Origin of the sequence: Halocynthiibacter styelae, from assembly GCF_016123485.1 — a bacterium.
Lineage (GTDB): Bacteria > Pseudomonadota > Alphaproteobacteria > Rhodobacterales > Rhodobacteraceae > Halocynthiibacter > Halocynthiibacter styelae.
In genome coordinates this window covers 24,723-38,201 of sequence record NZ_JADCKQ010000008.1, presented here as the reverse complement: position 1 = coordinate 38,201, position 13,479 = coordinate 24,723, and the positions used below count along the sequence as shown (strand labels likewise).

The window sequence follows — 13,479 nt, the reverse complement described above, 5'->3', positions numbered from 1 at the left end:
ATGCAATCGACGCGGCGCGGTTTTCTGGCGGGTATGATGGCTGCGGGCGCTGTGCCTGCAACGTCATGGGCCGAAGCTGGCAATCCGGCCTATCTGGCGGCTGCACGGGATAGCGACGGGGCGTATCATCTGGCGGGGCTTGCACGTGACGGGGCAGGGCGTTTCAGTATTCCACTGCCCGGACGCGGCCATGCGGCGACGGCCCACCCAAAGCATCCCGAAGCCATCGCCTTTGCCCGCCGTCCCGGCACATTCGCCCTGGTGATTGATTGCCTTGCAGGTCGCGAAATTACCCGGCTGGAAGCGCCGGAAGGACGGCATTTCTACGGGCATGGGGTGTTCTCGCAGGATGGAAATCTGCTGTTCACACCTGAAAATGATTACGACAACGGGACAGGTGTCATTGGTGTCTGGGATCGCAGCGCGCATTGGGACCGGGTCGGCGCGTTTTCGTCCGGCGGCACTGGCCCGCATGAAATCACCCGGCTGCCCGGGCAGGATGTGCTGGTGGTGGCGAATGGCGGGATCGAAACCCACCCGGAAACAGGACGTGCGAAACTGAACATCCCGGATATGCGTCCGAACCTCAGTTATATAACTGCCAATGGCCATCTTCTGGAACAGGTTGAACCACCCGTTGCGGATCACATGAATTCCCTGCGGCATCTGGCCGTGAATGCAGATGGGTTGGTGGCCTGTGCGTTGCAATGGCAGGGGGATCGTTTTGATGCGCCTGCTTTGCTGGCGATCCATCGGCAGGGCGGGGCTTTGCAGTTCGCTATGGCGTCTGATACGCAGCATTTGCAGATGCAGGCCTATGGCGGGTCTGTCAGCTTTAGTGGCGATGGATCACATATTGCGGTCACATCCCCGCGCGGCGGCGTGGCGCAGATCTTTGACCGGGACGGCGCGTTTCTGACGCAGCACAGTCTGGAAGATGTCTGTGGTGCAGCCCCCGCGACAGGCACTGGTTTTATTGTGACCACGGGCACAGGTGAAGTCGCAGAAATTGATGCCAGCGGAAAGTATCAGAAATTGTCACAACATACGCGGCAGTGGGACAATCATCTGATTGCAATCTGATCCCGCAGGATCAGCCCAGAATAATTCCAATCACAACCAGCATCAGACCCAGCGCCGACACACCCAGTGCGCCCAGGTTCACCGCGACGATTTTTTGCAGGCGGGCGCGCAGTTCATCGTCTTCCAGGCCAGCGTTGCGGGCTTTCATCGCCCGGAAAATACACCAGAAGATGCCACAGAGACCAAGAAAGGACAGGGCCGCGCCGGGCCAGATCAGGAAGGACATATTTTGCTCCGTTTGAACTTGCTGTCTCCTCTACTGCCTGGCAGGGAATTACGCAAGCTGACCGGATGTACGGCACGGGCTTGCGGTGGCGGAAAAGGCGCGGTAATCAGAGGCTCGAAACAAAGGATGCTGTTATGAACGATTTTTCTGCCGACTCCAGCTATCGCGTGACTGCGGATGAACTGCGCCAGTTTATTGAGCGCATCGAGCGTCTTGACGCCGAAAAGAAAGATCTTGCGGAACAGCAGAAAGAAGTGCTGGCCGAAGCCAAAGGTCGTGGCTACGACACCAAGATCATCCGCAAAGTGATCGCGCTGCGCAAGCGTGAACCAAATGACATTGCGGAAGAAGAAGCCGTGCTTGAAATGTATAAAGAAGCACTGGGCATGCACTGAAGCAGTCCTGCCCTCTGATCAGGGCAGGATCACATCAATATCATTCATTGCAATGATACGCTGCGTGTCTTCTTCATAGTTTCGGGTGGCTTCATCAATCAAAGCCATATCCCAGCCAGGCATATTGATTTCCTGTTCAAGTGCATCCGGCACTGAGAATTTATCAAGGAAAGCGGTGGCAACAGCGCTGTGTTGCTGCTGCGTCATGGGGGATCGGGCCTTCATATAGGCCTGATACCGCTGCAATCCCTCCTTTGTCATGATCTCGGCCAGAACATCGTTTGCGCCGTGCAGTGGGGTCACGTTGGCAGGCAGGCCAGCGACAGACAACAGCACCTCAGACCAGATCAGCGGGGTGTCTTCCTGACACCAGACCACCATTTGTGCATTCGGGCAGGCCTGGCGCAGGCGCCCGATCAATTCTGACCAGAGCAATTTGCGTGGATCGGTTTGCTGAAGTTCTGCCCTGTCTCCGGGGCCGGAACTTTGTTCCAGCAAGGTTGGTACAAAGGTCACAGGGTTACTGATGCTCAGGTGAAGTTCAATATCAGTCGCAGGAAGCAGGTTCACCAGCGTGGCCACACGAGCAGGGGCTTCCGGATACAAGACGTTGCCTCTGACCGCAAACTTCGGAAACCCCATGAAGTTAGGGGCTGACAGAACAAGCCTGTCGGCTTTGCCATCTTCAAGGATGTTGCTCAGGATTTCCTGCCCCTGAGTTTTGTTCAGCTTCCCACCTTCGGCGTAAGCCAGCACTTCACGCAGATTGCGTCGGTATTTTCCCGGGCCAGGGACAGCAATGCCGCCTTTTGAAAGACGCTCCCGGTCTTTCAGCAACCCCCGCAACAGATTGTCGCCATCCGCCGAATGCGCACCAATGTGATAAGCGATCTTCATATATACCCATTGCCCCAATTAATTTCCGTCGCCCATTTCATCAAACTCTGCTGGCATGGCGATTACGCGCCAAGTATAAGCACAAAAATATCAGGGAAAAAAGGTGGTGATCCTTTGATGAGACAGGCAGAGCCCGCAGGTGTGGCAAAAAAAGCCACCAGAGGTCAGGCCGCCCGGAAGCGGCGCGGTATATCAGGATGGTCCCTTGGGGCATTTTTGATTGCAGTCTGTGTTGTGCTGCCGGTTCTGGCCGTGGTTTTTCTGGCGTTTTTCCCGACCGAAAACATCTGGCCACATCTTCTGAACACAACCCTGCCACGCTATTTTTCAAACACGCTGTTTCTGATGCTCAGCGTTGGGACACTTGCCGGGATCACCGGTGTTACGACGGCCTGGCTTATCGTCATGTACCGTTTTCCGGGCGCAGGAATTCTCGAATGGCTTTTGCTTCTGCCTCTGGCGATCCCGGCCTATGTCGGTGCTTATGCGCTAGTGGATTTTCTGGAATATGCCGGACCTGTGCAGACTGCGTTGCGATCAACCTTTGGATGGGCGACATCGCGCGACTACTGGTTCCCTGACATCCGGTCCCGTGGCGCAGCTGTCATCGTGCTGGCCGGAGCCTTGTATCCTTATGTTTATCTGCTGTGCCGGGCGTCTTTCCGGGAACAGTCATCCGCCGGGTATGATGTGGCGCGTGCCCTGGGTGCAGGGCCTTTTGCGCGGTTCTTCCGGCTGGGTCTGCCGTTGGCGCGCCCGGCACTTGCAGCCAGCTGTGCCGTCGTGATGATGGAAACCGTCGCTGATTTCGGCACGGTTGAATATTTCGCGGTCCAGACCCTGACAACCGGAATCTTCACAACCTGGCTGGAAAGCAACAATGCCGGCGGGGCGGCGCAAATTGCCTGTGTGGTTCTGACGCTTGTGCTTTTGCTGCTGGGGTTCGAGCGGATCAGCCGTCGCAAACATCGCTATCACAACCCGGCCCGTAATCCGCGCCCGCTGACGCAGGTACGCCTGAAAGGTACCAGAGGCCTGGCGGCGATGATGTTCTGTCTTGTGCCATTTGCCATCGGGTTTGTTCTGCCAGCGGGCGTGATTTCCTGGCACAGTCTCAAAAATTATGATTTCTGGTTGGATGCATCGCTGTTTTCAGCACTCTGGAACACGCTGTTTACTGGTATCAGCGCGGGGCTGCTGACTGTAACTGCGGCGCTGTTTATGGTCTATGGTGTCCGCCTCAGCGGGCGACGTCTGCCACGGCTATTGATGCCGATCACCACGATTGGTTACGCCGCCCCCGGTGCGGTTCTGGCCGTGGGCATTCTGATCCCGCTGGCGGGGCTTGATCATATGCTGGCGGATGGCGTGTTGGCCCTGACAGGATATGATCCCGGGCTGCTGCTGACGGGCACGGCTTTCGCCCTGATCTTTGCGTATTGTGTGCGCTTCTTCGCGATTGCCCAGGGGGCAGCGGATTCAGCGCTTGGCCGTGTTGCGCCAAGCCTGCCCATGGCCGCGCGTTCCCTTGGACGTACCGAAGGCGGTGTATTGCGATCCGTGCATGTGCCGCTGATCCGGGGGTCTGTGACGACGGCCGTCCTGCTGGTCTTTGTTGATTGCTCAAAAGAACTGCCCGCGACCCTGCTGCTGCGCCCGTTCAACTTTAACACGCTGGCAACCCGTGTGTATGAACAGGCCTCACTTGAAAACCTGGAACAGGCGGCCCCCGCAGCAATGCTGGTGATTTTGACCGGGCTTTGCGCGGTTTTGGTGCTTGCAAGGTCCAGCCGCTGAGTTCCGGCAGGCAATAAAAAAGCCGCCCAGTGACGGGCGGCCTTTTCTTTTTTATGTGAAACGGATCACTCAGCTGTCAGCAGGCGCGGGGACTTACCCGATAGCTGTTTGGCTTCCTGCGGCAGGATTTCCAGGTCCAGCTCATCTTTCTTTACGCCAACCCGAACAACGCCACCTTTTGCAAGCGATCCGAACAACAGTTCTTCCGCCAGCGGTTTCTTGATGTGTTCCTGGATCACACGGCCCAGAGGACGCGCGCCCATTTTCGCATCATAACCTTTTTCACCCAACCATTCGGCGGCTTCCGGGGTCAGTTCAAAGGTCACGTTGCGATCCATCAGCTGCGCTTCAAGTTGCAGAACGAACTTCTCAACCACTTTCATGATCACGTCTTTGCCCAGTGGCGCAAAGCTTACAACTGCATCCAGACGGTTGCGGAATTCCGGGCTGAAGGTGCGTTCAATCGCAGCGGTGTCTTCGCCTTCGCGACGGTCACGACCAAAACCAACGGCTTCTTTCGCCTGATCTGCGGCACCGGCGTTTGATGTCATGATCAGAATGACATTGCGGAAATCCACAGTGCGCCCGTTGTGGTCCGTCAGCTGGCCGTTATCCATAACCTGAAGCAGGATGTTAAAGACATCCGGGTGGGCCTTTTCGATTTCATCAAGCAGAAGCACACAATGCGGATGCTGATCGACGCCATCGGTCAGCAGACCGCCCTGGTCAAAACCAACATAGCCCGGAGGTGCACCGATCAGACGGGAAACCGCGTGTTTTTCCATATATTCGGACATGTCAAACCTCAGCATTTCCACACCAAGCGTGCTGGACAGCTGTTTGGCGACTTCGGTTTTACCCACACCGGTCGGCCCGGCGAACAGATAGTTCCCGATGGGTTTTTCAGGTTCACGCAGGCCTGCACGCGCCAGTTTGATCGCGCTGGACAGCGCTTCGATCGCCGTATCCTGACCAAAGACAACCCGTTTCAGGGATTTTTCCAGGTCGCGCAGCACTTCGGCATCGTCTTTTGACACATTCTTCGCCGGAATACGGGCGATTTTCGAAACCACGGCTTCGATTTCTTTCGTGCCGATGGTTTTGCGACGTTTGCTTTCCGCCACCAGATGCTGGGCGGCACCTGCCTCGTCAATCACGTCAATGGCCTTATCCGGCAGTTTGCGATCGGTGATATAGCGCGCGGACAGTTCCACCGCGGATTTGATCGCATCCAGGGTGTAGCGAATGTCGTGATGTTCCTCAAAATAGGGTTTGATCCCCTTGAGGATTTTGATCGTATCCGGGACAGAGGGTTCATTCACGTCAATCTTCTGGAAGCGCCGTGCAAGCGCGCGGTCTTTTTCAAAATGTTGGCGGAATTCCTTATAGGTGGTGGACCCCATGCAGCGCAGATTGCCGCCCTGCAGTGCGGGTTTCAGCAGATTTGATGCATCCATCGCCCCTCCGGATGTGGCACCGGCACCTATGATGGTGTGGATCTCATCAATGAAAAGAACGGCATTGGGGTGTTCTTCCAGCTCGGTCATCACTGCTTTCAGGCGTTCCTCAAAATCACCACGATAGCGGGTACCCGCCAGAAGTGCGCCCATATCAAGGGAATAGATGATCGTTTCGGCGAGGATTTCAGGGGTTTCACCCTGAACAATCTTACGTGCAAGCCCTTCCGCAATCGCGGTTTTACCAACACCCGGATCACCAACCAGCAGGGGGTTGTTCTTGCGGCGACGACACAGAACCTGAATGCAGCGTTCGACTTCGTGTTCCCGCCCGATCAGCGGATCGACTTCGCCTTCTTCCGCCTTATGGTTCAGATCAACGCAGTATTTGGACAGCGCAGTTTCTTTTTCTTCAGGCTCAGTACCTGAAAACCCGTCATGGTCTTCTGCCGAAGCAGATGCGCCAGTCAGCGGGCGGTCTTCAGAAAAATCCGGGTCTTTGGCCATGCCATGGGCGATGAAGTTCACCGCGTCATAACGGGTCATATCCTGGGCCTGCAGGAAGTAAACCGCATTGCTTTCCCGTTCCGCAAAGATAGCAACCAGCACATTCGCACCGGTCACTTCTGTGCGGCCGGATGATTGTACATGAATTGCGGCCCGCTGAATCACGCGTTGAAAGGCGGCTGTCGGTGCGGCTTCTGATCCTTCGATGTCTGTAATCAGGCCGGTCAGTTCTTCGTCGATGAAATCCTGAAGTTCGCCGCGCAATATATCAAGGTTGACTTCACAGGCCTGCATGACCCGGGCAGCGTCCGGTTCGTCGACCAGGGCCAGCAAAAGATGTTCCAGGGTTGCAAATTCATGGCGGCGGGCGTTTGCCAGAGCAAGTGCCGCGTGAATAGACTGCTCAAGCGTCGTAGAAAATGAAGGCATGGCGATTGTGCTCCTTATCCTTCCGGCCATGGGGCGCGCAGGAAGTCTGCGTGCTTTCCCAGGATGGTCCATTACTCTTAAAGTTCGGTTGTGATCCGGGGCGATACAAGTGCTTTTTGTTCAAATTACATCACATTCGGTGTTTTTAGGGTGATTTTTTCCGAAAATACCTCTGCTGTCTGGTTGCGATCTCACTTTCTCGGTGGTTTCAGAAGTTATCCTTCTGTCGCCGGATTTCAGCAAAGACCGCAGCAGGGGCGGCATCTGTCCCCAGACCCGCTGCCCGGATCAGCGCTTTTTCCTGGCAGCGCAGGAAAGGGTTTGTGTTCAGCTCAAGCTGCAATGTGGAAACGCCAGTGGGTTCTCCTGCATCGCGCTTACGTGCATTTTCTGCAACCCGGGCCTGAACGGCCGGATTGTCCCCGTCGACAGATAAGGCAAAGGTGCCGTTGCCCGCACTATATTCATGACCAGAATAAACCGTGGTGTCAGCGGGCAGGGCAGTGAGTTTTGCAAGGCTTTCGAACATCACCTCAGGCGTGCCCTCAAATAACCTGCCACAGCCAAAGGCCATAAGGCTGTCTGCGGTGAATACGGCTTTTTCATCTGGCAGGTAAAAAGCGATATGACCGAGTGTATGGCCAGAGACATCAAAGACTTCGCAGGACGTTCCGGCGATCTCAAAGCGATCGCCTTCAGAAACCTCCAGGTCCAACGCGGGCAGACGGTGTGCATCGGCTTTTGCCCCGATAACTTTGGCACCGGTCGCACTGCGCAATTCTTCCGCACCGTCGATGTGATCATAGTGATGATGTGTCAGCAGGATTTGCGTTAACTGCCAGCGACGTTCCGCGAGGGCGGCTTTCACGGGGGCGGCCTCGGGCGCGTCGATTAGCGCGGTTTCACCGGTTTCTGAATTGTGGATCAGAAAGAAGTAGTTGTCTGCAAGAGCGGGCAGGGTGACAATTTCCAGAGACATATCTGATCCTTTTATAGCCTTGTCGACAGACTTGCCCAAATCGTCAGGAGGTGCAACAGAGGAGGCAGTAAAAGGATGACGTCATGAAAAAACCTCTGATATTGCCTGACAGTCCGCATCTGAAGGATCAGACCGGCGATGGCCGTCTGCATGCGCCCTCAGCTGCGCGCAATCAGGAACCGATTGCGGAGGTGCTGGCGCAGATTCTGCCAGAGCGGGGCGATGTTCTGGAACTGGCCAGTGGCACAGGCCAGCATATCTGTGCTTTTGCCGCCCGCTGGCCGGATCTGACCTGGCAGCCCAGTGATGTCGAAGATGACCGCCTGGACAGCGTTGGGGCCTGGGGGCGTGAGGCCAAGCTTGCGAACCTGCGTGAGGCGATACGCCTGGATGCGGTGGGTGGCTGGGATGCCTTGGGGAAGACCTATGATTTCATCTATGTGGTGAACCTTCTGCATCTGATTTCTGACGATCAGGCAGCGGCGGTGTTGTCGGGTATGGCGGGGGCTCTGAGCCCCGGTGGTCAGGTGATGATCTACGGGCCGTTTTCTGACAACAGCGCATTCCGCAGTGAAGGGGATGCGTCTTTTCATTCCAGCCTGCAAAGTCAGGATCCTGAGATTGGATATAAAGATTCGCAATGGGTGCTGTCGCGACTGGAGGCTGCGGGGCTGAAGGATCTGTCTGAACGGCAGATGCCGGCGAATAACCTGATCCTGTATGCCGTGAAATCTTCCTGTTCCTGAAGTTTTGGCTGTCTGGCAGCTGAAGATCCCCTGGCTGCGCCTTGACTTTAAGGAATGCGGGAATACCAGTTTTCTGGTTTTCTGGTTTTCTGGTTTTCTGGTTTTCGTGCGGCGTTGTGACTGCCTGTTGCGCCTGTCCTTCTCTACGGCCTAGACTGGGATAACCACATCTTCTGACGGACCACCTATGCACCTTGATGTTCTCGACCTTCGTGAATTTTACTATCGCAGCCTTCTGGGGCGGGCGGCGCAGAAAGGCGTGCGGGATCGCCTGTTACAGTTCTGGTCACCAGAGGATGTGAAGGGACAGAGTATCGTGGGCTTTGGCTTTGCTGTTCCGCTGCTGCGGCCCTATCTGCCGACCGCGCGTCGGGTCACTGGTCTTATGCCTGCGCAGCAGGGGGTGATGTCCTGGCCCGCGGGGGAACAGAACGTTGCGGTGCTGGCAGAAGAAACCATGTGGCCGCTGGAAACAGGGTCTGTGGATCGACTGGTTCTGATGCATGGGCTTGAAACATCAGACCGCCCGAAAACCCTGCTTGATGAATGCTGGCGCGTATTGGGACCCGGGGGGCGTGCCGTCTTTATTGTGCCGAACCGGGCCGGGCTCTGGGCGCGGCGCGATGGTACGCCTTTTGGTTATGGCCGTCCTTACAGCAACAGCCAGCTTGAGGGGCAGCTGAAAGCCCATGATTTCATACCCGGTCGTCATATGTCGGCCCTGTTTGCGCCACCCTCTGACAAACGTTTCTGGCTGCGCAGCACGACCCTGTGGGAACGTTTTGGCAAAGCCGCGCCATGGCTTGCTGGTGGCGTGCTTATGGTGGAAGTAAAGAAACAAATGCTGGCCCCACGTCCGCCCGGGCTTGTGGACCGTGCCCGCAAACCTCTGCGCGTGCTGGAAGGGCTGGTCGCGCCAGAGGTCAAGCCCATCGGGCGGGAGACATCAGAGAGTGTCGCAAAACCTGCGGACACGGCCGGCGATCTCAGCGGGGCAGGATTGCAGCAGAAAATGCGGACCAGCGACTAATTCGGTTGGTATGCCGTGATCATCAAATACCTGCCGCGTGCGTCTGTGCAATAACCGGTCTTCATCAGCACAAAGGGCAATGGTGGGCATGCGCAGCGGGTGACGCGCCGGGGTCGTCCTGAGCGCGAGGATCTTTTTCAGGCGCGCCGAAATGGATTTGCCGGGCAGGCCTTGCAGGACATCTGCACAAAGATTTCGGGCCTCAGCTGAGCCATAAGGCCCAAATCCCGCGACATTCATGAGTTGTCGGAAGGGTGTCCGGTGTATCGGGGCAATGCAGGCAAAATCAGCAAACCACGACGGAAGCTGCCGCGGGGCAGAGATAAAGCTGCCAACCCATATGATCCCCTTCAGACCGGCAGGCGGGTCTTGCGCAATGCGCAGGGCGAGAGGGCCTGAGAAAGATTCGGCAATCAGGACGAAATCTTCATCAATTTCAGCCATCCTGGCCTTAATGATGGGAAACAGATCATCATAACCCGACAGATGATCCGGGTAGCTCAGACATTCCGTCGGACATGATGCAGCGAGACAGGCCATAAAACCGGCGCGCAGCGCAGCTTGCCCATCAAGGCCGGGTAAAATCAGAACCTGCACAGGCTTTCCTTCTGTTGCCTGCTGCTATCATAAGAAACGCTCGGATCCCGTGAAAGAACAATCGGTCCCGACAAGGGAATCGCCCATGTGCAGGGAAACTGCTGAAAATCGCCAAATTGACGCTTTACCCATGTCAAAGCGTCGCACCCAGGCATCGCGCCCGGAAAATCTTCCCAAAAAGTAAAAGCCATCCACAAGAGATAGCGCAAACCATGTTGCGACAACGCGTCTGCTCTGCTACATCGCTCTCGATTTTGTGCGCAGGGAAACCGGCGCGCCTCACGCTGTCTGCGCGATCTCCGGCTCATCGGGAAGGGGCACAGGCCAATAATCGGAAGGGTGGACGTGTCTGAATCTGCTTCTGTATCAACTGGCATTGCAAACCGCTATGCCACGGCGGTTTTCGAACTGGCCAAAGAAAGCAAGAAACTGAAGGCGCTGGAAAGCGACCTCGACGCGCTGGGCGCGGCACTTGCTGAAAGCGGCGAATTCGCCGATCTGATCAATTCGCCGGTGTATACCCGCGAAGAGCAAGGTGCCTCTGTTGGCGCTATCGCCAAGAAAATGAAACTTTCCCCTGCAGTTGCAAACGCGCTGGCGCTGATGGCGTCTAAGCGTCGTCTTTTTGTACTGCCGCAGCTGATCAGCGCCCTGGGCGATCTGATTGCTGAAGAAAAGGGCGAAGTGACTGCGGATGTTGTCAGCGCGAAAGCTCTGACCAAAGCGCAGTCTGAAAAGCTTGCCAAAGTGCTGAAAGGCACTGTTGGGAAAGACGTGAAAATCAACGCGACCGTAGATGATGCACTCATCGGTGGTCTTGTTATTAAAGTGGGTTCGCAGATGATCGATAGCTCGGTTGCCTCCAAACTCGCAGCACTCCAGAATTCAATGAAAGAGGTCGGATAATGGGAATCCAGGCAGCCGAAATCTCTGCGATCCTTAAGGAGCAGATCAAAAACTTTGGCCAGGACGCCGAAGTTGCCGAGGTGGGCCGCGTGCTCTCCGTTGGTGACGGTATTGCGCGTGTACACGGTTTGGATAACATCCAGGCTGGTGAAATGGTCGAATTCCCTGGCGGGATCCGCGGCATGGCGCTGAACCTTGAAGCTGACAACGTAGGTGTTGTTATCTTCGGTTCCGACCGTGACATTAAAGAAGGCGACACAGTTAAGCGTACCAACGCGATTGTGGACGTGCCAGTTGGTGAAGAACTGCTGGGTCGTGTTGTTGACGGTCTGGGTAACCCGATCGACGGCAAAGGTCCGATCAAAACCAAAAAGCGTGCCATCGCTGACCAGAAAGCGCCGGGCATCATCCCGCGTAAATCTGTGCACGAGCCAATGGCAACCGGCCTGAAATCTGTTGATGCGATGATCCCTGTTGGCCGTGGCCAGCGTGAGCTTATCATCGGTGACCGTCAGACTGGTAAAACAGCTATCGCGCTCGACACCATCCTGAACCAGAAGTCTTATAACGAGGCTGCTGGCGATGATGATTCCAAGAAACTGTACTGCGTATACGTTGCGATCGGCCAAAAGCGCTCCACCGTTGCACAGCTGGTGAAGAAACTGGAAGAATCCGGCGCGATTGACTATTCAATCGTTGTTGCTGCGACTGCTTCTGACCCTGCACCAATGCAGTTCCTGGCACCATATGCTGCGACTTCCATGGCGGAATACTTCCGTGACAGTGGCAAGCACGCACTGATCATCTATGATGACCTGTCCAAGCAAGCGGTTTCTTATCGTCAGATGTCCCTGCTGCTGCGTCGTCCACCTGGACGTGAAGCTTACCCAGGTGACGTTTTCTACCTTCACTCCCGTCTGCTGGAACGTTCTTCCAAGCTGAACGAAGATAACGGTTCCGGTTCCCTGACTGCTCTGCCAGTTATTGAGACCCAGGGCGGCGACGTTTCCGCGTTTATTCCAACCAACGTGATTTCCATCACCGACGGTCAGATCTTCCTGGAAACCGAACTGTTCTATCAGGGCATCCGTCCTGCGGTGAACACCGGTCTGTCCGTATCCCGTGTGGGTTCTTCTGCGCAAACCAAAGCTATGTCCTCTGTGGCTGGCCCGGTTAAGCTGTCCCTCGCTCAGTACCGCGAGATGGCAGCGTTTGCTCAGTTTGGTTCCGACCTTGACGCCGCAACCCAGCAGCTGCTGGCCCGTGGCGCACGTCTGACTGAGCTGATGAAACAACCGCAGTATTCCCCGCTGACCAACTCTGAAATCGTTTGCGTGATCTACGCGGGCACCAATGGTTACCTCGACAAAATCGAAGTTTCCGACGTTGGCCGTTATGAAGCAGGCATGCTGAACCACCTGCGTTCCAAGCACGCTGACCTTCTGGCAGACATCACCGAAAATGACCGTAAGGTTAAAGGTGAGCTTGCTGACAAGATCAAAGCCGCGCTGGACGAATTCGCAGCTGACTTCGCTTAAACCAGGACTGGATATTTAAATGCCAAACCTGAAGGACCTGAAAAACCGGATCGGGAGTGTCAAGAACACTCGTAAGATCACGAAGGCTATGCAAATGGTCGCCGCAGCTAAGCTGCGGCGGGCACAGGAAGCAGCCGAAGCGGGTCGCCCCTACGCAGATCGCATGAATGCGGTTCTGGGTGGGCTGGCGGCTTCCGTCGGCGGGTCTGATACTGCACCAAAACTGCTTTCGGGCACTGGTGCAGACCAGGTCCATCTTCTGGTGGTAATGACGTCTGAACGTGGCCTTTGTGGCGGCTTCAACTCAACCATCGTTAAACTGGTGCGCGCAAAAGCTTCCGAGCTGCTGGCCGCCGGCAAAACTGTGAAGATGCTGACTGTCGGTAAAAAAGGCCGTGAACAGTTGAAGCGTGACTTCGGCGAGTTGATGATCGACCATGTTGACCTCTCTGAGGTTAAAAACCTGGGTTATGCCAATGCGCATGACATCGCACGTGACGTTCTGCACCGCTTTGATGCGGGCGAATTTGACGTGGCGACCATCTTCTATAACCGCTTCCAGTCCGTGATCAGCCAGATCCCGACCGCACAACAAATCATCCCTGCATCTTTTGAAGATGTGTCGGGTGAAGAAGCAACGCTCTATGATTACGAGCCAGAAGAAGAAGCAATCCTTGCGGATCTGCTGCCGCGCGGCGTTGCCACGCAAATCTTCGCGGCTCTGCTTGAAAACGGCGCCTCTGAACAGGGTGCGCGTATGTCCGCTATGGATAACGCGACACGCAACGCAGGCGATATGATCGACAAACTGACCATTCAGTACAACCGATCCCGTCAGGCAGTGATCACAAACGAGCTTATTGAAATCATTTCGGGCGCGGAAGCGCTCTAG

At 55.8% G+C, this 13,479-nt stretch carries 12 protein-coding genes; 8 read left to right on the top strand and 4 right to left on the bottom strand.

Annotated elements, in window-relative coordinates; all coding sequences use genetic code 11:
• A complete protein-coding gene (locus H1D41_RS11440) occupies positions 1-1,083 on the top strand; it encodes a DUF1513 domain-containing protein (protein ID WP_228849030.1) in 1,083 nt (360 codons plus the stop codon).
• A gap of 10 nt (positions 1,084-1,093) precedes the next feature.
• Here the strand turns inward: H1D41_RS11440 and H1D41_RS11435 are convergent, their stop codons facing one another.
• Positions 1,094-1,309: a hypothetical protein gene (locus H1D41_RS11435; protein WP_228849029.1), complete on the bottom strand. Its 216-nt coding sequence runs from the start codon at positions 1,307-1,309 to the stop codon at positions 1,094-1,096.
• Positions 1,310-1,443: 134 nt separating this feature from the next.
• Between H1D41_RS11435 and H1D41_RS11430 the strand changes: the two genes are divergently transcribed.
• Positions 1,444-1,704 carry a DUF2312 domain-containing protein gene (locus H1D41_RS11430; RefSeq protein WP_107495730.1) on the top strand — a complete coding sequence of 87 codons (261 nt, stop codon included), beginning with the start codon at positions 1,444-1,446 and terminating at the stop codon, positions 1,702-1,704.
• Between the two features lie 18 nt (positions 1,705-1,722).
• On the opposite strand, the gene H1D41_RS11425 is transcribed toward H1D41_RS11430, so the two are convergent.
• A complete protein-coding gene (locus tag H1D41_RS11425) occupies positions 1,723-2,601 on the bottom strand; it encodes a hypothetical protein (protein ID WP_228849028.1) in 879 nt (292 codons plus the stop codon).
• A gap of 117 nt (positions 2,602-2,718) precedes the next feature.
• Between H1D41_RS11425 and H1D41_RS11420 the strand changes: the two genes are divergently transcribed.
• Positions 2,719-4,398, top strand: coding sequence for an ABC transporter permease (locus H1D41_RS11420; protein ID WP_228849027.1), 1,680 nt, complete (start codon positions 2,719-2,721; stop codon positions 4,396-4,398).
• 65 nt (positions 4,399-4,463) lie between these two features.
• On the opposite strand, the gene clpA is transcribed toward H1D41_RS11420, so the two are convergent.
• Complete coding sequence (gene clpA / locus H1D41_RS11415) at positions 4,464-6,791, bottom strand: ATP-dependent Clp protease ATP-binding subunit ClpA (protein WP_228849026.1); 2,328 nt, start codon at positions 6,789-6,791, stop codon at positions 4,464-4,466.
• Between the two features lie 208 nt (positions 6,792-6,999).
• Positions 7,000-7,770, bottom strand: a complete 771-nt coding sequence (gene gloB, locus H1D41_RS11410) for a hydroxyacylglutathione hydrolase (protein WP_228849025.1) — start codon at positions 7,768-7,770, stop codon at positions 7,000-7,002.
• A gap of 83 nt (positions 7,771-7,853) precedes the next feature.
• On the opposite strand from gloB, the gene H1D41_RS11405 reads away from it, so the two are divergent.
• The 5 genes from H1D41_RS11405 to H1D41_RS11385 all read left to right on the top strand — a co-directional run bounded on the left by H1D41_RS11405 (position 7,854) and on the right by H1D41_RS11385 (position 13,479).
• Complete coding sequence (locus H1D41_RS11405) at positions 7,854-8,516, top strand: DUF938 domain-containing protein (RefSeq protein WP_228849024.1); 663 nt, start codon at positions 7,854-7,856, stop codon at positions 8,514-8,516.
• A gap of 187 nt (positions 8,517-8,703) precedes the next feature.
• Positions 8,704-9,546 (top strand): class I SAM-dependent methyltransferase, encoded by an 843-nt coding sequence (locus H1D41_RS11400; RefSeq protein WP_228849023.1) that lies wholly within the window; start codon positions 8,704-8,706, stop codon positions 9,544-9,546.
• A gap of 936 nt (positions 9,547-10,482) precedes the next feature.
• Positions 10,483-11,049 (top strand): F0F1 ATP synthase subunit delta, encoded by a 567-nt coding sequence (locus H1D41_RS11395; RefSeq protein WP_228849022.1) that lies wholly within the window; start codon positions 10,483-10,485, stop codon positions 11,047-11,049.
• On the top strand, positions 11,049-12,587 hold the full coding sequence (gene atpA / locus H1D41_RS11390; RefSeq protein ID WP_228849021.1) for a F0F1 ATP synthase subunit alpha: 1,539 nt from the start codon (positions 11,049-11,051) through the stop codon (positions 12,585-12,587). The genes H1D41_RS11395 and atpA overlap by 1 nt, the downstream gene beginning before the upstream one ends.
• 19 nt (positions 12,588-12,606) lie before the next feature.
• Positions 12,607-13,479, top strand: a complete 873-nt coding sequence (locus tag H1D41_RS11385; RefSeq protein WP_107495739.1) for a F0F1 ATP synthase subunit gamma — start codon at positions 12,607-12,609, stop codon at positions 13,477-13,479.

Excerpts from the sequence above, each read along its gene's own strand:
- H1D41_RS11420 (WP_228849027.1), top strand. The coding sequence starts at position 2,719 with ATGAGACAGGCAGAGCCCGCAGGTGTGGCAAAAAAAGCCACCAGAGGT.
- H1D41_RS11435 (WP_228849029.1), bottom strand. The coding sequence starts at position 1,309 with ATGTCCTTCCTGATCTGGCCCGGCGCGGCCCTGTCCTTTCTTGGTCTC.
- clpA (WP_228849026.1), bottom strand. The coding sequence starts at position 6,791 with ATGCCTTCATTTTCTACGACGCTTGAGCAGTCTATTCACGCGGCACTT.
- atpA (WP_228849021.1), top strand. The coding sequence starts at position 11,049 with ATGGGAATCCAGGCAGCCGAAATCTCTGCGATCCTTAAGGAGCAGATC.
- H1D41_RS11430 (WP_107495730.1), top strand. The coding sequence starts at position 1,444 with ATGAACGATTTTTCTGCCGACTCCAGCTATCGCGTGACTGCGGATGAA.
- gloB (WP_228849025.1), bottom strand. The coding sequence starts at position 7,770 with ATGTCTCTGGAAATTGTCACCCTGCCCGCTCTTGCAGACAACTACTTC.
- H1D41_RS11440 (WP_228849030.1), top strand. The coding sequence starts at position 1 with ATGCAATCGACGCGGCGCGGTTTTCTGGCGGGTATGATGGCTGCGGGC.
- H1D41_RS11425 (WP_228849028.1), bottom strand. The coding sequence starts at position 2,601 with ATGAAGATCGCTTATCACATTGGTGCGCATTCGGCGGATGGCGACAAT.
- H1D41_RS11385 (WP_107495739.1), top strand. The coding sequence starts at position 12,607 with ATGCCAAACCTGAAGGACCTGAAAAACCGGATCGGGAGTGTCAAGAAC.
- H1D41_RS11400 (WP_228849023.1), top strand. The coding sequence starts at position 8,704 with ATGCACCTTGATGTTCTCGACCTTCGTGAATTTTACTATCGCAGCCTT.
- H1D41_RS11405 (WP_228849024.1), top strand. The coding sequence starts at position 7,854 with ATGAAAAAACCTCTGATATTGCCTGACAGTCCGCATCTGAAGGATCAG.